Consider the following 23267-nt stretch of genomic DNA (forward strand, 5'->3'; position numbering starts at 1 on the left):
TGATTATCTGTATTTATTCGTATCGATTAATAACGATTTTTTAAGGTTACTAATGTTAGCGTGTATTAATTAAGTTCTGTACTAAAGGGCCTATTAGACCCTTGTTATTAAGGTTATGTTTAGTCGTAGTATTTTAAACTAGAGAATTGAACTTCGACGTCCGGCGAGGTATCAGATTGAATGTAAGCACCTGCTTTAAAGTAACTTGGTAGGCCATCCCAGTAACTTACATCAAAATTATTAAACTCTTCATGAGCGACACCGTTAACTTTAATTGTTAGCTTGTTGCTTGCTACTTTAATTTCAAACTTAACCGCTTCTGTTGCAGAATAGTCTGCTAATTTATATTTTACGTAGTCAGAACAGCTTGAAGCACAAATACCGGTTTTTACGATTGCAAAATATGAATCGTAAGTTTTTGATGATGCACCTGTTTCTTTTTGTTCTTCAAGCCAAGCAATGCGTACCAATGGCTTATTAATTTTATCTTCACCTTCGTCCACTGCTGCATTAGCATCATCATGTATCTGCATTAATGTCACTTCATCTGCAGTGCCTTTTTCTAACAACAATACTTCACCAATCATTTTGTTGTAGCTTGTATCACCCGTGTACCAATTTTCCATTTGGCGTAATTCAGAACGCATTTTTTCATCAGGTCCAATTTGAAATGTTAGCCATTTATTACCACTACTAGGAATATAAAAATACTCATTATAAGCACCCTCAAAGTCACCTTGTGCAATCGCAACTGTTGAGCTGTCTGGTGCTTGAAGTTTAGAATCATTCAATACTGATTGGTATTTTGTACCGTAATCATAAGGCGCAGAGTCCGCTATTGCTTGCATTGGTAATAAAAATACAGATGTTGCAACTGCCACGACTGAGAGTGAAATCCTTTTTTTAAACTGCTTCATTGGAGAATCCTTTTTTATTCATATTAGTGAAATTAATGTGTAGCTAATAAGTTTATATTTTTTGCTAATTGGCCTTTTAGCAAGTGGGAAGTAGCTTATCTTTGGTATTTTTTTGTACAAATCAGGTTTTTATAAAGTTGGATATTAATCATAAAATAGTACAAATATGGCGTTGTTTATGAGATTGAAGTCACTTTTGTTCATTATTTCAGTGTGTTGCAGCTACGGATCTAGGTCACTTTTCATGGTGTGGGTTTGATGGTAAACAACCGAATTTACACTAATTCTTTGATTATTTTTGTTTCTATTAACTTATTAGATAGAAAGTAAGGATTGTTTTAATAAGATGTTGAACGATCGTTCTTATGCGGTTATATTAGATTTTAACTATACCAATATCGTCATTTTAGTTCTGAATATTATGTTCGGTTATATTGGGAAAATACATTATGTGGGGTTGTTATGAGTAATAAAATTCAGTTAGATATTGTGTCTGATGTTGTTTGTCCTTGGTGCATTATTGGTTATAAAAACCTACAAACTGCAATCGATGAGTTAGATGTCGCTGATAAGATTGAGTTGCAATGGCAACCTTTTGAGTTAAATCCAAACATGCCTCCTGAAGGCCAAGATTTACGTGAACATGTTGCTGAAAAGTACGGTTCATCAAGGGAAGATAGTGACAAATCTCGACTTAATATTAGTCAACGAGGCGCTGAAGTTGGCTTTACTTTTAACTTTTTTGAAGAAATGAAAATAGTTAACACGCGTGATGCACATATTTTATTAGAGTATGCAGATGAACACGGTAAGCAAACAGAGTTAAAACTTGCTTTGTTTACCGCTGCATTTACTGATCAAAAAGATGTTTCTAATCGTGAAACATTACTTAATGAAGTAGAAAAAATTGGGTTGGATTCTGAACAAGCTAAAACTCGATTAGAAGAAGCTAAATATCGTGACCAAGTGGTAGAACATGAAAGGTTTTGGCAAGGTTTAGGTATTTCAGCTGTACCAGCTGTTGTCTTTAACCGCACGAGTGCATTATCTGGTGCGCAACCTGTTGAAGCTTATAAGCAAGTATTAACAGAACTGTTAGCAGAGCTTAAATAATGAGAAATTTGTTAGCTAGGTAAAATATTATCTATATCCGTTACCACTCAAGGTGCAACATTCAGCCGCAATGAAGTGAACAGGTGCTCAGTAGAAAGAGGAAGATCTAACGGGTTAAGTTGACACTTTCTAACAACGAAGATGTTTGCTTTACTGTTTACCCTCTGGGTCGTTAGCTTAAAAATCGACTCGGCGTTGCAACCTTCAATAAGAACTAGAGGATTAGTTACTGTCATCATGTTGCGCCTTGATTTGGAGTCCAAGTTAATGACTGAACAAAGCACCTTGAACAGTAACGGATATAGTTAACAACAAAAGGTCGGTTTAAGTAAAAGTACTATTTGAATTGGCTTGCTGGTGTAATAATGCTTCAAATTTTTTCGCTGTTACTGGTGGGCTAAATAGATAACCTTGCCCGTATTCACAGTCAATATCAATGAGGAATTGTTTTTGTTCATCTTCTTCAATGCCTTCTGCAACCACTTTTAAATTGAGCGCTTTGGCCATTGCAATAATAGCGGTAACAAGCGATTGATCTGCTTTGTTTTTAGTTAAATTCATAATGAATGCACGATCAATTTTTAATTTAGTAAAAGAAAATTTCTGTAAATAACTTAGTGCAGAATAACCTGTTCCAAAATCATCAATGCTTAGTTCGACTCCCATATTACGTAGAGACTTCAGCATATCAAATAATTCACCTTCTTGGTTAATCAGTAAACTTTCAGTTACTTCAACATCTAGTTTATTGGGTGGTAGTCCGGTTTTTAGTAATACTTGTTGAATTTCAGTTAACAATTTTTCACAGTGTCTAAATTGCACACTAGAAAAGTTGACTGCCATTTGTAACGGGGTGATTACTTGCCATTGTGCTGCTTGCTCAGCTGCAGTATTCAAAGCAAAACTGCCTAATTGCTCTATTAAATTATTTTTTTCTGCAATAGCAATAAATTCGTCAGGAGGTACGAAGCCAAGTTCACTATCTGTCCAGCGCATTAATGCTTCAGCACCTATGATTTTTTGTGTGTTAAGGTCAATTAAAGGTTGGTAATACATTTCGAGTGTTTTTTCTTTTATTGCCTTATGTAAACGAATATTAATGGCTACGTTGCGATTCACTTCATCATTCATTTTAGATTCATAGAAACTAAAATTATTACGTCCATTTCCCTTCACTTTATAAAGTGCCATATCAGCACTTTTTAATAGCGTTTCTGCATTATTGGCATCATCAGGGTATATAGCTAAGCCAATACTAGTGGAGGTATGCAATAGATGCTTATTCATTTGGAAAGGTTTATTGAATAGATGAAGCACTTTATAAGCTAGTTGAGCCGCTTTTTCGAGATCTTCTAGCTCATGAATGACTACCATGAATTCATCGCCACTTAGACGTGCAACTGTATCTGTTTTACGACAAGCATTAAGCAGTCGTTTACTTGTTTCTTGCAGTATTATATCGCCTGCGGCATGCCCTAATGTATCGTTGATTTGTTTAAAGTTATCTAAGTCGATATACATTAGTAAAACTTTTTTATTACTACGTTCACTGCAATCTATCGCATAATTTAATTTTTGTAAGCTGTAGCTTCTGTTAGGCAATCCTGTTAATGAATCGTGTGTTGCTTGGTAGACTAACTTCTCTTCTGATTCTTTACGTTTTTTAACTTCTTCTTCCAATAATTCATTATGTACGGACAATTCTTTGCGGTGTTTAGTTGAATTTGCTATTTGTGTATTGAGTCGCGTGTTTTTTCGCTCGATATAAAATAAATAATATAATGTTAAAAATACTGGAATTGCTAATAAGGAAATAACTAAAACAAACCATTTAGAAGTGAATAGTTCCGTATTGTTAATGTTTTCAAACCAAGTTTCTAATATAAAAGGTGTTTCTGCAACTTCTGCTTTTAACACGAAGCTATGTTGAGAGGTGTCGTGAGCATGTTTGGAATGGGAGGTTTTAGAATTCCCCAAAGAGTCCCAAATGAATAAGTCGCCAAATTGGCTTCGTAATGTCATATGACTGCCACTACCTTCATATTCTTGAGCGGTAACGAGTGATATAATAATTGCTTTATCAAATTCTGCGATGAGCACTGCAATCGGTTGATAATTGAAATAAACAGTGGTGGATAAACGGATACTTATTTCTTCTTGGCTGTCGTCAATAAGTATTTTTTGATCGGATGCTTTCAGTTGTAATAGATCGATATTAAAGTCACTGAATATCAATTCATTTTTATTTTGTTCGCTATCGGCGATGATTGAACCATTTAATGCTAATAATGAAATACGAGAGAAAATAGGATTTAATTTTTTTTCACGTGACGCCACTTGTCTTTGAATTAATTGTTTTACATTAAATAAACTGGCACCTAACCCATAGGTCATTGACATACCTGAGCTCTTATTTGCAAAAAAAGTAGTAAGTGTCCTGTCTGCTGAAATTATGTTCAAATCGCGTTTTGCAAGCTCAAAATAATTACCTAATAACTCTGCGTAATGCTCTACCTTTAAACGCTGCTCATTATATTTGGCTTCTTCTAATTTTTTTTGCCCTACGTTGGTGACCGTTAATATTAACAGCAAATACCCTGCTAGCATTATGCTAGCCATTACAATGGCATTTTTACTGGTAAACCAAGGTCGCATAGTCATCCTTATTCGTTTTCAATCTTAAAAAAATTGGGGTAGAAATTAAATACTGAAGGGTAATATTTTTTAACTAATACGTTATATTCACCCGTCTGCTGTATGCCTTTTAAGTATTGATTGAAAGCTTCGCGTAGTTTTGGTGAATTTTTACGAAACCCAACGCCCATTTTTTGATCTTCTGAGATAGGACCGATAACTTTGGTTTCACCTGGCCACTTTTGTAAACCAATTAAAATATCAGGGACATCAAGCAGTGTGCTTTCTGCGTCATTATTTAGTATAGCAGGTATCATTTCGTTTAATTTAAGTTCAGTTACAGGCAATATTATATTCGCATCTGTATCGTATAAATCATATAAATTAGGATCAAGACAGGTTTGCTTCATGGCTAAAACATTATGATCTTTTATCAATTTTTTTACTGCAATAATATCCTGAGTAACAGAGCCTGATGGTGTTATCGGTTTAAGATCTGAATCTGTTCTTGCTATTAACCAAACGGCAGATGGGAAGTAGTTTGTTGAGAAATCAACAACCTCTTCTCTCCATGGTAAAATGGTTGTGCCACTCGCAAGTAGATCACCTTTAATCTCATGGGTTATGTGGCCTCTGATTAGCCCTGTATTAGCATAATGTGCATTTCGACCGGTGAGTAAAGTAAATGCGTTAGACCAACCTGCTTTTATGTACTGATACTCGACACTTAAATGTTTTGCAAAGCCTTTCATTAACTCAACATCAAAACCATCGACTATCGTTTTGTTATCCTGTTTGTAAATGATAATAAAATTAGCATAAGGGATTCCTATATGGCGTAAGACTCCATCGGCTTTAATGTCAGCTAAATCTCGGGTATGACCGACGCTGCTAAAAAAACAAAATAAAAGTAAAAAGGTGATTTTTTTAAGATGCCTGTATTGTGGTACATCCATAACAAGGACTCCTTAGTATTAAGGGAAGTCATTATTATACCTACAATGGATTAAAACTAAAGGTCACTTATTGTTAAGTGACCAAGGTATTGAAGTTATATTAGATCGTATTACGCCATCTGATTGTAAATATGAAGCATCACTTCGACTAAACCATTTACATCATCTTCATCATGGAATAGGTGAGTTGAAATTCTTAATGCATGCGTGTCTTCCGTATCACTTTGCTGTATTTTAAAGTCCGTTGTCCGAATAATAAATCCCGTTTCTTCACGTAATCGGTCTCTAAATTCTGTTAATGTTTCTAAGTCATTAACATCACCAAATGGGTTAAAACTAGTAATGGCACTCGCTAACTCATCAATATCAGGCGAATATATTGCAGCATTTGGGAATGTTGCTTTTATTTGTTGCTTACAAAGCTTACTAAGTGATAAAACTCGCTCTTCAATGACATCACGTCCAATCTCATCCCACATATCACATGCATCTGTTAATGCTTGTTTCGCTGGGTAGTTATCATTACCAATATACTGAAATTGTAATTGCGTACCTAAATAATCAGCATGGCCTAATGATGAATTAATAAACCATAAAGGGTTTTCTCGATCAGACCAATATTCGTCTAATCGCTTTGCGCTGTTTAATACAAATAATATCCCTGTTGCACCTGGGCCACATTGCCATTTATGCCCTGCACCGGTATAAAAGTCACAACCGATATCATGGAAATCTAGATCTAACATACCGATGCCATGTGCACCGTCAATAAGTGTTGGTATTTGATTCGGAATCGCGACTTCTTGGCAAATACGTTTAGCGGGTAAGCGTGTGCCTGTTTTATAAGTAATATGAGAGAAAGTAATTAAACGTACTCGACCAGCATATTCATTGGCTGCTTCAATAAATAAGTCTACAAATTGTTGTTCTGTAATGCTGTTATCGCCAGTATCCACTGGAATATCTAAATAAATGACTTCTACACCGTAACGTGCGGCTACAACATATAAAGGCGAATTCGCTGCTACGTGCTCATGGTGTGTTGTTAATATCACATCACCAGATTCAAAATGTAGACCGTTAATAATGCTACACATACCATCAGTTGTATTACGGTTTAATATGATTTCATCAGCATTTGCGCCAAACCCTTGAGCAATACTCGTGGTCATTTCTGTTACGTAAGGCCATTCACCAAACTTGTTTTGCATATCCCATGGATTTTCTGCAACACTTTGATTATTTTCTTGGTAATTTTTTAAGATATCTTTAGGCATTGAGCCAGTGGTACCAATATTCATGTAAGTTGTTTTTTTATCTAACACAAATTCTTTTTGTACTTTATGCCATAATTTTTTATCTTTATGTTGGTGTTTGTTATTTTTTGATTTAGCACTCGCTTGTGATGGTAATAAGCTTGCGGTGAGTCCTGCTGCTGCGATCCCTGTTGATACTTTTAAAAAATGTCTACGATCTGGTGAAATACCTTTTTCTTCAATCATGTTAAGTCCTTTATGTTAGATGGAAGATAAGAATAGAGGATATTTGATGAAAACCCTTAATTTTTTGAGATATATTTGAAGTTATATCTTTTAGTTACTTGTTTTATATAGTTAAAAACGTAGAGGTTTTATAATGGAAGGAGAAGTTGGCGCTTATTTTTTTATGGAAATATTTATAATTAATTTTTCTAAAATAAATTTTCAAACCATAGATTCCTGAAATAAGCGCTATTCGTTAAATAATTTGTAAGATCTCAAAGTGCTGTTTTTTGTTATTGATTGTAATACTGACTTGATCATCGGTTTGTTGATTTAGTAAAGCTGCTCCAATAGGTGATTCAGGCGTAATAACCAGTACGGTATGCTGTTCCCATTGTAATTTAACACCGCCAGCCACTGGGCAAATTAATAAATATTTGGCTTCATCAAGTTCATTTACTAGTACGACTAAAGCACCAAGGCCACCGATTGTCGATTTATTAATAGGTAAGCTTATACAAGTATCAATGTCAGCCTGACATTGTGTGACACGTTGCGATTGACCTTGTGCTAAATAAGCGGCTTCTAAAGCCAATGTATCGTATTTGTTTTCAGCAACATTTTCTTCGCTGGTTGCTGTTTCATGGGCACGTTTAGCCGCTGCTTTTGCATTATTTAAAAGAGACTGTAAATGTGTCATTAGTTGTTGGTGTAGCTGAATTTTATTCATATCGCTTGATCATAATATTAGTCGCTTTATTTGTGGGAGTGCATTATTAATAATTGTTCTTCTTGAATCAAATTTAATGACTTTGAAGTCCACCATATAAGGTTTGATATAAGCCATCTTGCGAAAGTAAATCTTGGTGTGTCCCAGATTGGCTAACTTGACCCTCTTCTAACACATAAATATTATCAGCTTGTTTAACGGCAGATAATCGGTGGGCGACAATCAAGGTTGTTCGTCCTGCTAGGAAGTTGTTGAGTGCAGTATGTAATGTACTTTCTGTTTGTGTATCTAGGGCTGAAGTTGCTTCATCCAAAATAACTAATTGCGGATCGGTTAATACCATTCTTGCGATGGCAACGCGCTGTCGTTGTCCTCCAGATAAACGTAAGCCTTGGCGCCCTAATTGTGTCTCTAATCCATCTGTTAATTTTTTACTAACATCGTTAAGTTGTGCGACTTCTAAAGCATGCCATAGTTGTTGATCTGTGTAGGGTAATCCAAGTGATAAGTTCTGACGTAAAGTATCGTTAAATAATACTGGTTGCTGTAATACAACGGAAAGGTGGTCTCGAATGACATCGAAACCAATATCCTTGCTGTTTTCACCATTAAATAAAATATTGCCACTATTGGCTTTATAAACACCAATTAATAATTGGATTAGTGTTGATTTACCACTTCCGCTCGCACCAACTAGCGCAATCTTCTTACCCGCTGGAATAGTTAAACTTAAATTGGTGAGTACTTTTGTTTCATCATCATAAGCAAAGTTGATATTTTCGATGCGAACTTCAGTGGCTTGCTTTTGTAAGAAAGGATTTACTTTACTCACAGAGCGGTCATCTTCTTCAATATGCATTAATGTATTAATACGTTTTAATGCCGCCGAGGCGCTATACCAAGAAAACTGAATATTGAGTAATTCTTGCATTGGAGACAGCATAAACCATAGGTAACCAAATACAGCGAACATTTGACCAATACTTAAATCGCTGAATAACACCATCAACATGGCAACTGCTCTGAAAAGTTCAAAGCCTAATAGGAATAGCAAGAATGAAAAACGGCCTGCAGCTTCACTTTGCCATGCATATTTATCGGCACTACTACGGATATCATTAGCTTGATTTTTAAGGTCATTAAGAAAAGCTTTTTCTCGATTCGATGCACGTAGTTGATAGATCCCGTCAAGCGTTTCAATTAAGCGATTTTGAAATGATTCAAAAGCTTGGTTTTCATGTTTTTTAAGATGTTTAACGCGATGCCCTAGTTTACGTGAGCAATAAACGACCAAAGGATTTACCAGTAAAATAAATAAACCTAATCGCCAGTCAATCCATAATAAAATGACCGCAGTACCCAGTACGGTTAAAAAGCTAACAATGAAACGACTTAATGTGCTGCCAATAAAGCTATCAATCGTTTCAATATCGGTAATGAGATGAGAGTTAATACCGCCGCTACCACGCGTTTCATATTGGCGAATGCTAATACGTCCTATTTTATCAAGTAGTTGCTTACGAATTTCACAGGTGATGGTTTTCGATACTAAGGTAAATTGGCGACTTTGGAGAATACCGAGCAGTTGACTAGTAATGCGCATCACCAGCACGGTTAAAAATATAAAAATGATGTAATTAGCGGGTTGTTGCCACTGTGCGGAAATAAATTGATTAATGAATGCCACGCCAGATGCTGGCTGGTTCAATAGAATTTCATCTACCATTAATGGCATTAACAATGGGATTGGGACACTCACTAACGTAGCTAAAATCGCGATAAAATTGGCAGTAATAAGGCGTTTTTTATGTTGTTTAGCTTGTTTAATTAACCAAGACCAATTTATCGTCGGAGTATCGCTCAATATGAAAACCATGCTTATTTGATAGTAAGCGAATTGTACTTAATCTTGGTTAATATTCTATTTTTATCAGGTTAATTTAAATATTTACTGATCTCCACTTCACCGATCTGTGTTTCATGTAAAAACTTGTTTGCATATTTTATATAAACCCCACTGCTTAAAAATAGTTTAAATAGGTTGATATCGATGATTTGGTCGATAGCTAATTGATGCAAAATATCAATAGCATTACTAAGCGACTCGACTGGTTGTTGAGGTTTTTTTATTGAGGTTAACGTTTCAAAAATATCAGTGATAAGTAGGATATTTTGCGTTATAGAAAATTCTTTCTCTTCTAATTTAGAAGGGGAAATAACTCGTTTTAATGCAGGGTGATATGTTGAAAGATCTTTTATTTCAGTGGCTTGCTTGTGAGTTGTAGGTAATGCTTTTAGCAAATTAATAGTGTTAATAATGCTTTGATTTATCTCGAACTTATCTTCTACCGTTAAGGTGCCGTGTGGGATCGATAAATTATATAGTTCACCAAAATTGTAGAGGTGATCAGCTACTTCTATTTTGATTCCGGAATCTACTTGAGTGATATTATTACGCTTAATAATATGTTCTTTTTTATCGCTTAATAGAGTCTCTTGAGCAGGTAATTTTTGTTTTTTACCTGTTAAGTTAAGTTTTTCAATAGACGATAAGCCTAGTCTATCATCAAAGTAACGGAACCAAGTTTGCGCGCCTATTTTATGTAAGCGAAGGAGGTCTTGCTCAGTTATTTCTGTATCACCAAGATTCGCTTTGGCAACAAATCCAAAATCTCGCATTAATTGTAATTGTTGTTTAATCAGTGCTTCTTTAAGTGGTTTATTTTGTTCTGGATTAGCTCTACTTTGTTTAAAGTAGTTAATTTCAGCATCTCGCCATAGTATTTCAAAACGCATTCTAATTTCATGGATACGGTTATAACTGGCTTCTAATTTAGTTCCTTTACTGACAACTTGTTGAGCAGTTGTAAGCTTGCCATAGTGATGCGACCAAACATTACTAGAGAATTCGTTTAACATATCTTCGTTTGCTAGCTCAAAAGCAGGTGAGTCAGATTTTAAACTAGCTTTCGCTAACATGAGTCCTAATTCCGGTACTCGATTGGCATGTCCAAAGGTATAAGGCGATTTATCATCCATTGCCTGTGCGGTTTGTTTAATAAAGAGAGCTGTCATTTGCTTTTGTTGCACTTGGTATTCTTCAATTATTTGGCTCATTTCAACCATTGAACTGTTCAGCTCTTTGATCTCAGTGACACGACTTACAATATGTTGAAGCTGTGTATAATCTTGTGATTTTACTTTTTTGGTTTCGCCCAATAATGCTTTAATCGTATTCGTTAAAGGAGAAGAAAAACACCATGAGAGAATTAATAACAGTGCTAAACAGAGAGCTGAAATTTGTATTGATGTTTTGATACTTGGTAGAAGTAGGGTTTCTTTTGGTACTAAAATAGCTAAATAGCTATTAATAGTGGTTTTATCATCAACTTCAGCTACATAAGCGTAATAAGGCTTATCATTAATTATGATGCTATTAAGTTTGTTTAAGCTCGTTTGATGTAAGGCCAATTCAGTTAATTCTGGATAAGGGATAAATGATAGTTTATCGGTATTATTGAGTTCTATGAGCTTTTGATTTGACCCTAATAAATGACCTGTACCATTAAATAAATAAATCTCATCTAATAATTGATTTTGATTATTATCATTTGTTTTTTGCACGAACTCTGAGAATGGATCTAAGGTGATATCTATTGCTAATACTGTTTTTGTATGGGGGATAGTGATTGAGGAGGTTTGACCTAACGAAGAAGAGTTCGCTAGAGGAAATAGTTTAGACTTATTCGTTGTTAGTATTTTAGCCTCTTTATACCAAGAAAGGTTTGTCACGTTATCATCTGTCGTTTCTTGATGTTGGCTAATAAAATGAAACGTGTCGTCGAAATAAGAAAATTGACGTATTTTCTGATCCCCTTGCTTTGCAATTGATACTAGTAACCATGTTGCTGATTCTACTTTAGGCAAGTCCTGATTATTTTGTGGCTTATTTAAATGTATTAATTGTTGTAAGTCACCATTTTTAAATCCAAGAGAGATTGAATTATATGATTTATTTTCTTCCATTATATTAGCAAATAATTGTAGTGCATCAGGGTGTAATTTCTGATTAATGATTAATTTATTAAACTTGGAAAGTAGAGTGCTGTAGTGATTTATTACGTTATCTTTCTGTTTAATGTTATTACTAATAATAAGCGCTTTAGTATTAAAAAGTTGTAAAGCTGATTTTTGTGCAATTGATTGGCTAGTATAATATTGTAGGCCGATGGCGACAGTAGTGACCAAAAAACAAAGGAAGATGAAAGTTCTAATTAATGTAAAGCGAATTGAGCGTGTTGTTTTTTTTGTCTTTGAAGACATGATTCATCCTGAAAATTTATTATGTAATGTTTTTACAGATTAATGGTTTTGTGAGTGCTATAAATAATGTCTTTTTATCTATTTTGGTTAATTTAAGCATTCATATTTTTGTATCTGAGCTTGAAATTGATTACGACGGATACATTGCTTCTTATTCGACCAGTAATATCTGTTTTTGTTCGTATTAATTTCATTTCTTACTGGGTTTAAATTAGATCGTTTTTGATGCGTTATTTTGTATGTTTTTATATATGATTGGGATTGTTTTGAAGATAGAGAAATATTTTTTATTTAACGTTACTAAGTAACCTCAGCTCTGGATAAGCAAAGCGATACAACATCGCTATTTCCGCGAATTTCTTCGTTAAATTATTTTTCAATAACCCGTTATTGCTTCAATAATTCGCCTTGAACTACGTAAAACTAACGGCACTGCATAGTAAAAAATAGTACCTTCTGATTTTAAATATAATTCCGCTTTCATTAACTAGAGCTGAGGTTAAGTATTATTAAATTGTTTGTTTAGTCATTCTTGTGGTTGAAGGGATGTAATATGGATAGAGGATTTTGACTTAAAACACTTTAATTATTTTGTCTCACTCAGCTTTATTGAGGCATTATCAGACCATTTATTAATAAAATGGCCTGATAATAATGAGCGATTAATTACTGATTTTTGTTTTGCCATTCTTTAGCTTTATTGATTAATGGCACAATACTAGAGCCTTGTATCAGTATTGAAAATAATACAACGCCATAAGTCATTACTAATATTATTTCACGTACATCAATATTTTTTTCAGGTAATACCCACACACCGGCAGGGACTGCCATTGCCATTGCTAAGGCAAGTCCACCACGTAATCCGCCCCAAGTTAAAATTCGTACAGAATAAGGGTTGTAACTACGGAAGCGGTTAAAACCTAGATAAGCTAAGCGAACGCTTAAGTAACGCGCTAATAATACTAAAGGAATGGCAATAAGCATTATAATCCAATCTTCTTTATAGAAGCTGAATTGCAACATGCTTAAACCAATTAATAGGAATAATATACCGTTTAAGAATTCATCAACTAATTCCCAAAAATGGTCTAACTGGGCTTTGCTCTCTTTAGAGAATCCATTTTTTCTAGTCCAATTACCAATCATGATACCTGCAACAACCATCGCCAGTGGAGCAGAAACGCCAATCATTCCACCAAATACAAATCCAGCAGTTGGCACACCAATGGTAAGCAAGAGTTCCATTGCATGGTCATTGGTCGCACTGATTAAGTAATGGAATAATAACCCAAGTGCAAAACCGTAAACGATGCCGCCAATAGCTTCATGTAAAAAAAGCATCGAAACACTTTCTATTGTTAATGGTTGTCCAGAAAATGCGATATTAAATAAAGTAACAAAAATAACTAATCCAAAGCCATCATTGAATAAAGACTCACCTTCAATTTGAGTCGATATTCTTTTTGGAGCGTCTAGCTTTTTAACAATAGCTAATACAGCAATAGGGTCGGTAGGTGATATTAATGAACCAAACAATAAACAATAAATGAGGTCGAGAGGTAAGCCGATAAGTTGGCAAATATAATACAATACGAAGCCGACAAAGAAGGTAGAAAAGAGTGTTGCAGCTAAAGCAAGTACAGTAATTTCCCACTTTTGATCTTTTAAACTTTCTAACTTAATGCCTAAACCACCTGCAAAGAGTAAGAAGCCTAATAAACCATTTAATAAAAAATGTTCGAAGTCTATTTCTGTAAGTTGGGTAACGGCTATTTCTCGTAATTGAGTAAAGCCATTTTTACCCGCAATAACGATAATAAGTGATAAAAGTAAGGATCCAGCTGTGATGGCAATGGTATTTTGCCATTTACCTAATTTACTATTAACGAATGTAATTAACATTGCTGCTGCGGCGAGGAAACAAAAGGTGGCATAAACTGTCATAGTAATAACCTGAGGTATAAAGAAAGTGTGAATATAATGCGAAATTATATCAAATACTATGCTTAGTTCACTCTTTTATAAGCTTATTGATTGTTTTTTAGTCATTCATGACCGAATCTATAATTGATTCACTAATATTCTTAAAATAACTCAATAAATACGTTTTATATCTTCATTTTTATAACATCACTGCCTCTTCTTTGTGATCTAGATCGATAATAATTTCCCGTTTATTTCAATATTAACTTTACCCTCATTTCCCTTTGTGCGAGATCGACCATTAGCAACGTAGTAGATCCTCACTTTAAATAGTTAATTTAAGACACTTTAAAAATTTAATTTTAAATTAAGTCTTTGAAATTAAATGATAAGTTTGTTTTTTGTTCGCTTTGTTGTCGGTATGTTCTTTATTTACTTGGTTTTATTTAAGAAATGCATCGTATTATCTCTCCCGCAAACAAGAAACGTAGATGATTTACAGGATGTAAATCAGCAACGGACAGCAAAGAAACAACAGGATGTTGTTAAAGGGTAAATAAAGATTATTTATCCTATCAGGATGATAAAAGGACACTTCAAGGATTGGAGTTGGATAAGCAGGATGTTTATCGTTAAGGAAGAACACGGAAGATATTACAGGATGTAATAAGGACACTTCAAGGGTTGATGGAGTTAGATAAGCAGGATGTTTATCGTTAAGGAAGAACACGGAAGACATTACAGGATGTAATAAGGACACTTCAAGGATTGGAGTTAGATAAGCAGGATGTTTATCGTTAAGGAAGAACATGGAAGACATTACAGGATGTAATAAGGACACTTCAAGGATTGGAGTTAGATAAGCAGGATGTTTATCGTTAAGGAAGAACACGGAAGGCATTACAGGATGTAATAAGGACGCTTCAAGGATTGGAGTTAGATAAGCAGGATGTTTATCGTTAAGGAAGAACACGGAAGGCATTACAGGATGTAATAAGGACACTTCAAGGATCGGAGTTAGATAAGCAGGATGTTTATCGTTAAGGAAGAACACGGAAGATATTATAGGATGTAGAAAGGACACCTTCCAAGGATAGGGAGCAGTTAATAAGCAGGATGTTTATTAAATATGGATGTGTCATGGAAGAAGCCAGCAGGATGTTGGATTGATGAACTGGATGTTTGTCGGATAAGGATATGAAACAAGGAAGAAGCTCAAAGGATTTGGGAAGAGGATGCCTAGTATGGCAGTAGTCAAATGGATTTATTGCATGGAGCAACTTCTATCATGGATTTGATAGTGTGACTAAATTAGGGCAGCTTAGGCTGCCCTTTCCTGTTTTTACGTATTAGCAAAAACTTTATCGTTACATCGCGTTACTTTAATTAAACTCTATAACAACACTTCCTCAATATTTATTAGCTCATCTGTAGCGAAAGAAATTAGATCATTGATTATTGGTGATTCAAAACGTACTCTTAGCTCTTTTTACGGGTAAATAATATGGCCACTTTCTCTGCTGTCGAAGTTCCTTTTAACTATCGCAATACTTGCTGGTTTTGTGGTGAGCCAAGCGATAAAAAAATTAAGTTCCCTAAGCATGAATACGAAATCAATATCTTAGATCACCAAGCACTGAGTTTACCTAGCTGTAAAGAGTGTGCGAGTATCGTAAAACGTTCTGCATTTCCTTCTATTTATAGTTATCGTGATGCGGTTAAACAAGCACTTACTACCAAACATCAGAAAGTACTTAGTATCGGGTCTAATTGGACGAAACAAGAGTTAGAAGAGTCAGAGTTGGAAGGTAGTGCGTTTGAGGGCTTTAAGCGTAGTGCATGGCCTATGTTTGAAATGATGCAAGCGCGTATTAACTATCAAGGTTGGGCGCTTGTGATTAATAACGAAGCATTAGAAGTGAACAGTGATAATGAAAGCTTTGAGTTTGATGGTGTGCAATATGTTTCTTTAGATGACGCAGTAACACATGCCGTTAAAACATTCTTTTTAGATGAAACATTGTTTACAAGAGTGTTGAGTGTATTAGGTAAAAAGAAGTTTAGCCAAGCAATCCGCTTATGTCGTTTGTATCCGAACTTAACTCCTAAAACTCGAGAAGATGTGTTCTTAGAAATACTAGATAGTATTGGTATTTAAGGTTTTCTAATAAGATTCTCTAATAAATAATCTTTTTATTTGTAAAGGAAAGTATATGACTGATAAAAAAGAACAAATAAATAAAGCTAACAAACCGAGCGAAGAAGAGTTGCAACAATGGTTAGATGGCGTTCACTTTGGCAGTTGTTGTAGCGACCCTGTGGCATCAGATAATGAAGAGCCTAATAAAGTTAAAGCCTGTGAAATAAATAGTGAAGCTAATACTAAACTTAATGACAAAAAGTAAGATATATTGAGTACGCATTTCTTAATCAATATTTAATACTAGTCAGTGTTGATATAAAAAAGCCTAACAATCAAACGACTGTTAGGCTTTATAGAATTATTCAGTTTATAAAGAAAAGCGTCTTATTTAGTTTTTTTGTTACGACGAGCGAAACCAAAACCTAATAAAGATAAACCTAATAATGCTGCACCAGCTGGAGCTGGAACGGTAGTCGCAGAGAAAGATACTTGTCCATTTAATAACTCACCAGTAATTGCCCATAATCCACTAGTTGTATCTAATAGAGGGTCTATGCTGGTAAGGAATCCTGAACCAGAAATTGTACCTGTTAATCCACCACCTAGAGCTGGAGTAAGGCTATCAATTGAAAAATTAGTTGCTGTGAATGTAAAAGAATCTACTGCCCAAAGTACATAAGGTAAAGAATCTCCGAAAGTATAGTCAGTGAATGTTGCAGCCCATCCTTCTAAACCATCAAAATCACCTGTTACATTTGCATCAGTTAAACTAACATAAGTATCAGTAAACGCAATTGAACTAATTGTCGGGTATGTACCAGTCACTGTTGCAGAACCTGTAAATCGTATAACACCTTCAATAGGCGTTGCATAAGCAGAGCTGGTTGCTAAAAAAAGTAAAAATGAACTAGTGATTAATGTAATAAATTTTTTCATGTGTTCTCTCCTTCGTATAAATGGATAATTCCATATGTATATAGAGCATGTAATGTGCCAACTTATTAAGTTGTTATTTATCAGTTGTTTATATGTTTAATGGTGCTTTTTATTTGATGTTTTATTTAAGTTGTAAAGTTATTCAACGGTGATTATTTACCTCCGATAAATTTATAATGTAAATTTTAAGCAGTAATACTTTTTATGAATTTACAAGTTTTCGTTAACCTTTTGTTTTTTAATGGGTTTATTTTTACTTGATATTTATATCATAACTCTTTTTGGTTAGTTTAATTTTTATATTAAATAGATGGTAATGAAGTGAATTGAGTGTAAAATTTTTCGATATCCAATTGGAGATAGTTGACTTTAATTGCTAAAATAATATTTATTGCCAGTATGGTGTTGATTTAAAATGTTTATTTTTTTAGTTGATATTTTGGGACAGAGTTACAGACTCGTTATTATTTATTTATGAGGTGGAAATTAAGATCATTATTTTATCATTTCGTTGTTCAGTAATATGTTATTGATTGTTAGATATTAATTATTAATTAGTTCTGAGATTAAAGTTTGTGTTGAAAAAGTTTAACAATCTTAATGTTTTTTGAAATGGTGGTGGGAAGTCGCATGTTAAAACATAATTTTGATGGAATTGATCGCTACTTAACGACAATGAAACAATATTGGCATTATAACGCTTTTATTTTACATGATTACCCTTCCTTTTCTGACAACAGAGAATTAATTAACTTTTTACACGGTATAGATGACACTAAATTAATGAGTTATCAACAAAATCCTACTTTGTTATATCCATTATTAAAGCAATTTATTCCCGATCTATTAAATGTAAATGATGTGCTCTTCGATATTAAATACGATCAATTGAGTAGTCATACCGAGATTCCTTTTTGGTTAAAAAAGGGAATTAAAGGACGAAAATGGGTTCAAATAGATCAATTCTCTCATTATATAGGTGAGAGCCTGCCTGTTTTAGAGTGGTGTGCTGGTAAAGGGCATTTAGGAAGATTGATCCATTATAAAACAAAAAACCAAATCAGTGCAGTGGAATGGAATGCTGAGCTATGCAATCAAGGTCTGGCCTTAGCCGAACAACAATCTATATTACAACCTTTCTTTGTTGCTAACGTTTTGTTGGGAGAGGGGAACCAATTACTTAATAAAGAACAGCATGTTGTTGCTTTGCATGCTTGTGGTGATTTACATGTGCATCTTATTAATGGTGTTAAAAAAGCATTAACAGAAAAAGTAACCATAAGTCCATGTTGCTACCATTTGACTGAACATGACAATTACCAAGCGGTGTCCTCTTATGCTTTACAACAAAGCCAATTGTTGTCATCAATCACTTTAAGCAAGCAAGACTTAAAGTTAGCAGTGGTACAACAAAGTACGTCTGGAGAAAGGCAAACACAATTAAATGATCAAGAAGTTTGGTGGCGTTTAAGTTTTGATTGTTTACAAAAAGCACTTTTAAAAACAGAAGACTACTTAACTGTACCCAGTTTCCCCAAAACGTTGTTATCCAATAACTTTAGAGGTTTTGTAGAATGGGTTAAAGCATACAAACAACTAAATATCGAATTACCAGGCGATTTATCAGTGTATTTAGATCAAGGAAGAGAACGTTTTAATCGCTTAAGACGCTGTGAATTAGTGTCACAATTTTTCCGTGATCCTTTAGAGTTATGGTTAGTTTATGATCGAGCCTTAAGTTTGCAAGAAGTGGGTTACCAAGTGAAAATATCGAGGTTTTGTGATGTAAAGATTACCCCTCGTAATCTTTTAATTCAGGCATCTCGTTAACTTTTTAATCGTGTTTTTTAAATGATAATTGACTGAAAAATAAAACTAATAGCCCTCCAATAACGCCCCATATTACTGAGCTTAATCCCCATAAAGCAATGGGTGAGGCTGTAATAAGTAAGGTGATCACTGCTGCTTCGTTAATATGTTTAGATTTACTATTAACACTTTGCTGTAAGCTATGAGTAATGGTCCCGAATAGTGCAATGCCTGCTAAGGCTAATATTAACGACTCTGGCAAAAGAGCGAACCAAGCAATGATATAGGCAGCTAGCAGCCCTAAAATAATATAAAAAATACCAGCCCAAATGCTTGCCCAATAACGTTTATTAACATCTTTATGTACATCTTCAGTCATACAGATTGAAGCACTGATAGCCGCTAGATTGAGTGCATAACCACCAAAGGGGGCAACGATAATATTAAACAAACTAGTCATTGATAAAACTCGTTTAATAGGAGCTTGATAACCAAAACTTTGTAGCATTGCTATGCCTGGTAAGTTTTGAGCAGCAGTGGTGACAATAAATAAAGGCAGACTGATGCCTACAATAATTGACCACGAAAATGTTGGCTGAATAAATTGCCACTCACTCCATTGCCATTCAATAACTTTATTTTCAATCAATTGTAACTGCCAAGCTAAGATCACTGAAACAGCGATTACAATTAATAACGTCCATTGTGGTATCAATCTTTTTGCTAATAAGTAACTGATAAACATGCTAATAATTAAAATCGGTTGCAGTTCCATTTGTGCAAAAACAGCAAAACCAAACTTCAATAAAATACCAGCCAACATTGCTGAAGCTAACTGTGTAGGTAACCATTTAAATAATTTATCCAACGGCATTAATAATGGGAAAATAAACAGCAACAATGCACTGACAATAAAGCCTCCGACTGCTTGATTGAGGTTAAAGCCTTGTACGTTGGCAATCAGTAATGCGGCTCCGGGCGTAGACCAAGCAATGAGTATTGGAATGCGATAACAGTATGATAGTAGAATGCTTAAAATACCCATACTAATACCTAAGGCGAGAAGCCAACTTGCAACAAGGTGGCTGTCACCGCCTAGATTAATCACCAATTGGTATATTAATGCTATTGAACTAGAAAATCCGACGATCACGGCGACTAACCCTGCACTCATCGCTGCAATTATTGAGTTGACCTGTTGGAAAAGTGTTTTCATAATAGACCTGTGCGTTTTAACGTACAAAAAACCAAAGTTAACATTGACTGTTATAACGCACAAGGTAAATATGTCTGATTCAATAAATAAAGCAGTGGCCACGCAGCTGAAAAAAAATCGCACCAATAAAGGTTGGAGTTTAGATACTGCAAGTCAACATTGCGGTGTTTCCAAGGCAATGTTAGGGCAAATAGAGCGAGGGGAGTCAAGTCCGACAATTGCTAAGCTGTGGAAAATAGCGACAGGTTTTGAGCTGCCTTTATCAGACTTCTTAGGTCAAAAAAATCCACTAGATACGAACACCACAGGTTTTAATCAAGACCAAACAGTCAGTATTGAAACTGTTTTTGAATATGATGAAAAGACAGGTATTGAGATGTTTGAATTATCTTTTGCGGTGGGTCATGAACAGCATTCAGAGGCTCATCAAATAGGTGTGATTGAACATATTGTAGTCACCAGTGGTTGCATGGACTATTTTGCTGATGGACAATGGAAGACATTGAATACAGGCGAAAAAGCTAAGTTTAATGCAAATCAGTCACATATTTATCGTAATATTGGCGATATCCCTTTACGTTTTTTTAATATTATTCACTACTCTTAATATAAAAAGTTTAATATAAGAAACTTAATATAAAAAATCATTAATAGAAAAATTACTTAAAAAACAATTTCTTAAAAATAAATTGCTTATACGAATAAGGTTAAAACTAATGAGTATCATCAAACGTTTGTTGGTCGTGTTTCTTGGATGCACTATTTATACGATTGTTTATGCAGATCAAGCTCAGCGGATAAGCAAAAAAGAAGCGAATGCCGCTTTGCAGCTTTTACAAACTGAAAATATCCATGTTATTCAAAAACTATGCAGTCCATGTGGTGACGTGCTCCCTCAAAATGTTGTTATTGACCAGGCCGCAATACAAGATGCTAATTACAAAGGTTTATGGGAGTTGACGGTTAATGGTCAGGCTATTGATTTAGCTTATTATTATGTCCCTGTAAAAGAACGTTGGAAAAATTTTGCAAGATCGGTAGATATTTATGTTGACGATATGCCTAAGTACTTAGATAACATTTCTATACAAACGAAAGTGGAAGATAGTAAAGGTTGGTATATTAATAAAAAACAGAAAATGATTATTACTAAAGAAGTGGTTAGTGGATCATTAGTCGCTATATTAGGTAGGGGATCATATCAGCACCTGAGCGTGTTCTTTCAAGCAAGTGCGGAAAAAGGGTGTGAAGATGAATCTCTTCAGAAATCTCAGTCAGTGCCTATGTATGTTAATGATGATTTAGTTAAATTCACCCTTTTATGTAAAGGAGAAATAGTGGCCTTTTATGCAGATACAGAAGAAGGCAACGACTTTGTACTTGATCAATTCATGAAGAACACTGTCGTTAAATTAAAACCTTATACAGGCGAAGAAAGTTTTGTATTTAGTACTAAAGGTTTTAAAGAATTATATGAGAAAGCGACTACTCAGTAGCGCTTAAATGCATTGTTATAAGAATAAAGTTATAGTTGAGATGATGTTATTAAGGGAACAGAATGAGTCAAACGACTATCTATTATTTAGAAATGAACCAAGCGGAACAACTTAATGAAAAACCAAAAGTTGAAGGGTTAAGTATTTCCGAGTCTATTATCAAAGAGTATCGTTTTAATCGTTTCTTATATTCTTTAGTCGGCGAGAAATGGCAGTGGTTGGACAAATTAAATGAGTCTGATGAATCTTGGAAAGCTTATGCTGAACGCGATAATTTACGTACTTGGGTCACTTATTATAAAGGTGCTATTGCGGGTTATTTTGAGCTAGAAGTGAGTGACGAACAGGACGTTGAAATTAAGTATTTTGGATTAGCGCCTGCTTTTATTGGTAAAGGTTTTGGCGGCTATTTATTAACGTATGCGATTCAACAAGCTTGGACAGTGTGCAATGCTAAGCGACTTTGGGTGCATACCTGTAGTTTGGACCATCCTAGTGCACTCGCTAATTATCAAGCCAGAGGATTCGTGTTATATCATCAAGAAATAGAATAAATATGGATATTATTACCTTCTAGTAAAACCTTAACGCCTATTACCTAACGTGTGTTAATAGTGTACTTTTAAAGTGATGATGAAAATAAGAATGAGCAGAAAATTATCACTTTACCGTCCTTAATTTATTTTTTAGAGATGATCTATGCCTGCTGGACTTTGTTTCTTAATTGCTACTTTTTTATGGGGTAGTTCCTTTGTTGCTTTGAAAGCGGCGATTGATATTTATCCACCGTCTTTTGTTATCTTTTTACGAATGCTAATCACTCTTCTAATTTGTTTATGTTTATGGCGTTGGATAAAACGTTTTCAATATCAGCAAGGAGATTGGAAATGGTTGTTGGTCATGTCGTTAGCTGAACCCTGTTTATATTTTTTATTTGAAGGTTATGCAATGCAATATACCTCGGCTTCACAGGCAGGTATTATTGTCTCTTGTTTGCCGTTAATGGTCGCCTTGTTTGCATTTTTCTTGATTCAAGAAAAGCTGAGTAAACAGATCATTGTTGGTTTCAGCTTGTGTATTACGGGAAGTGTATTACTAAGCGTCGTGTCTCCTAATACTGATCATGCTCCGAATCCTTTACTCGGAAATACGTTAGAATTTTTAGCCATGGTATGTGCTGCTTTCTATGTTGTTAGTATGAAACATTTATTGAATAGATACTCCGCTTTGTCATTAATCGCTTTACAAGGTTTTTCAGGTACCGTGTTTTTTGCCCCTTTTTTATTCTTTATTGAGTTACCACCACAACATGATATTAATGCGTTAATGAATATTGTTTATTTAGGTTCTGCGGTGACAATAGGTGCTTATGGGATGTATAACTATGCACTTGCAAAAAGCTCAGTATTAACCGCCGCAGCTTATTCAAACTTAGTCCCTATTTTTGCTTTATTATTATCGGCATTATTACTAAATGAGATATTAACGCTTTGGCAATGGGGAAGTATTTTTGTTGTTTTTACTGGTATCGTGGTCAGTAAACGCCATGCTAACGTTAGCCAAAACATACAAACTCAATAGCGATTA

General features: G+C 34.6%; 19 protein-coding genes. 8 read left to right on the top strand and 11 right to left on the bottom strand.

Annotated features, from left to right (window positions below; genetic code table 11):
* Positions 1 to 119 precede the first annotated feature (119 nt).
* Positions 120 to 917, bottom strand: a complete 798-nt coding sequence (locus tag GQR59_RS18180) for a polysaccharide lyase family 7 protein (protein WP_160065027.1) — start codon at positions 915 to 917, stop codon at positions 120 to 122.
* Between the two features lie 462 nt (positions 918 to 1379).
* Here GQR59_RS18180 and GQR59_RS18185 point away from each other — a divergent pair, with 462 nt between their 5' ends.
* Entirely contained in the window at positions 1380 to 2030 is a 651-nt protein-coding gene (locus GQR59_RS18185; RefSeq protein WP_160065029.1) for a DsbA family oxidoreductase, read from the top strand.
* Positions 2031 to 2354: 324 nt separating this feature from the next.
* Here GQR59_RS18185 and GQR59_RS18190 read toward each other — a convergent pair whose 3' ends face one another.
* The 8 genes from GQR59_RS18190 to GQR59_RS18225 all read right to left on the bottom strand — a co-directional run bounded on the left by GQR59_RS18190 (position 2355) and on the right by GQR59_RS18225 (position 15083).
* Entirely contained in the window at positions 2355 to 4685 is a 2331-nt protein-coding gene (locus GQR59_RS18190; protein ID WP_236546810.1) for a putative bifunctional diguanylate cyclase/phosphodiesterase, read from the bottom strand.
* 8 nt (positions 4686 to 4693) lie between these two features.
* Positions 4694 to 5620 carry a transporter substrate-binding domain-containing protein gene (locus GQR59_RS18195; RefSeq protein WP_160065033.1) on the bottom strand — a complete coding sequence of 309 codons (927 nt, stop codon included), beginning with the start codon at positions 5618 to 5620 and terminating at the stop codon, positions 4694 to 4696.
* 110 nt (positions 5621 to 5730) lie between these two features.
* Positions 5731 to 7122, bottom strand: a complete 1392-nt coding sequence (locus tag GQR59_RS18200) for an aminotransferase class V-fold PLP-dependent enzyme (RefSeq protein ID WP_160065035.1) — start codon at positions 7120 to 7122, stop codon at positions 5731 to 5733.
* A 235-nt stretch (positions 7123 to 7357) separates the two neighbouring features.
* On the bottom strand, positions 7358 to 7831 hold the full coding sequence (locus GQR59_RS18205; protein ID WP_160065037.1) for a GreA/GreB family elongation factor: 474 nt from the start codon (positions 7829 to 7831) through the stop codon (positions 7358 to 7360).
* A gap of 73 nt (positions 7832 to 7904) precedes the next feature.
* Positions 7905 to 9695 (bottom strand): ABC transporter ATP-binding protein, encoded by a 1791-nt coding sequence (locus tag GQR59_RS18210; protein WP_236546811.1) that lies wholly within the window; start codon positions 9693 to 9695, stop codon positions 7905 to 7907.
* Between the two features lie 71 nt (positions 9696 to 9766).
* The gene (locus GQR59_RS18215; protein ID WP_160065039.1) at positions 9767 to 12154 is read right to left on the bottom strand and encodes an HD domain-containing phosphohydrolase; all 2388 of its coding nucleotides are present in this window, start codon (positions 12152 to 12154) and stop codon (positions 9767 to 9769) included.
* A gap of 666 nt (positions 12155 to 12820) precedes the next feature.
* Positions 12821 to 14101 (bottom strand): cation:proton antiporter, encoded by a 1281-nt coding sequence (locus tag GQR59_RS18220; RefSeq protein ID WP_160065041.1) that lies wholly within the window; start codon positions 14099 to 14101, stop codon positions 12821 to 12823.
* A 475-nt stretch (positions 14102 to 14576) separates the two neighbouring features.
* Positions 14577 to 15083 (bottom strand): hypothetical protein, encoded by a 507-nt coding sequence (locus GQR59_RS18225; RefSeq protein ID WP_160065043.1) that lies wholly within the window; start codon positions 15081 to 15083, stop codon positions 14577 to 14579.
* Positions 15084 to 15584: 501 nt separating this feature from the next.
* On the opposite strand from GQR59_RS18225, the gene GQR59_RS18230 reads away from it, so the two are divergent.
* Complete coding sequence (locus tag GQR59_RS18230; protein WP_160065045.1) at positions 15585 to 16238, top strand: hypothetical protein; 654 nt, start codon at positions 15585 to 15587, stop codon at positions 16236 to 16238.
* 55 nt (positions 16239 to 16293) lie between these two features.
* On the top strand, positions 16294 to 16485 hold the full coding sequence (locus tag GQR59_RS18235; protein ID WP_160065047.1) for a hypothetical protein: 192 nt from the start codon (positions 16294 to 16296) through the stop codon (positions 16483 to 16485).
* A 122-nt stretch (positions 16486 to 16607) separates the two neighbouring features.
* Here the strand turns inward: GQR59_RS18235 and GQR59_RS18240 are convergent, their stop codons facing one another.
* Positions 16608 to 17159, bottom strand: coding sequence for a PEP-CTERM sorting domain-containing protein (locus GQR59_RS18240; RefSeq protein WP_160065049.1), 552 nt, complete (start codon positions 17157 to 17159; stop codon positions 16608 to 16610).
* A gap of 630 nt (positions 17160 to 17789) precedes the next feature.
* On the opposite strand from GQR59_RS18240, the gene GQR59_RS18245 reads away from it, so the two are divergent.
* A complete protein-coding gene (locus GQR59_RS18245) occupies positions 17790 to 18989 on the top strand; it encodes a methyltransferase (RefSeq protein ID WP_160065051.1) in 1200 nt (399 codons plus the stop codon).
* A 4-nt stretch (positions 18990 to 18993) separates the two neighbouring features.
* On the opposite strand, the gene GQR59_RS18250 is transcribed toward GQR59_RS18245, so the two are convergent.
* Positions 18994 to 20184, bottom strand: a complete 1191-nt coding sequence (locus GQR59_RS18250) for a benzoate/H(+) symporter BenE family transporter (protein WP_160065053.1) — start codon at positions 20182 to 20184, stop codon at positions 18994 to 18996.
* 70 nt (positions 20185 to 20254) lie between these two features.
* Between GQR59_RS18250 and GQR59_RS18255 the strand changes: the two genes are divergently transcribed.
* From GQR59_RS18255 to GQR59_RS18270, 4 genes are all read left to right on the top strand, one after another.
* Complete coding sequence (locus GQR59_RS18255) at positions 20255 to 20791, top strand: helix-turn-helix domain-containing protein (RefSeq protein ID WP_160065055.1); 537 nt, start codon at positions 20255 to 20257, stop codon at positions 20789 to 20791.
* Between the two features lie 109 nt (positions 20792 to 20900).
* The gene (locus tag GQR59_RS18260) at positions 20901 to 21680 is read left to right on the top strand and encodes a hypothetical protein (RefSeq protein WP_160065057.1); all 780 of its coding nucleotides are present in this window, start codon (positions 20901 to 20903) and stop codon (positions 21678 to 21680) included.
* A gap of 62 nt (positions 21681 to 21742) precedes the next feature.
* Complete coding sequence (locus GQR59_RS18265; RefSeq protein ID WP_160065059.1) at positions 21743 to 22234, top strand: GNAT family N-acetyltransferase; 492 nt, start codon at positions 21743 to 21745, stop codon at positions 22232 to 22234.
* Between the two features lie 145 nt (positions 22235 to 22379).
* Positions 22380 to 23261: a DMT family transporter gene (locus GQR59_RS18270; protein ID WP_160065061.1), complete on the top strand. Its 882-nt coding sequence runs from the start codon at positions 22380 to 22382 to the stop codon at positions 23259 to 23261.
* Positions 23262 to 23267: the final 6 nt, after the last annotated feature.

Origin of the sequence: Psychromonas sp. L1A2 (genome assembly GCF_009828855.1) — a bacterium.
GTDB lineage: Bacteria > Pseudomonadota > Gammaproteobacteria > Enterobacterales > Psychromonadaceae > Psychromonas.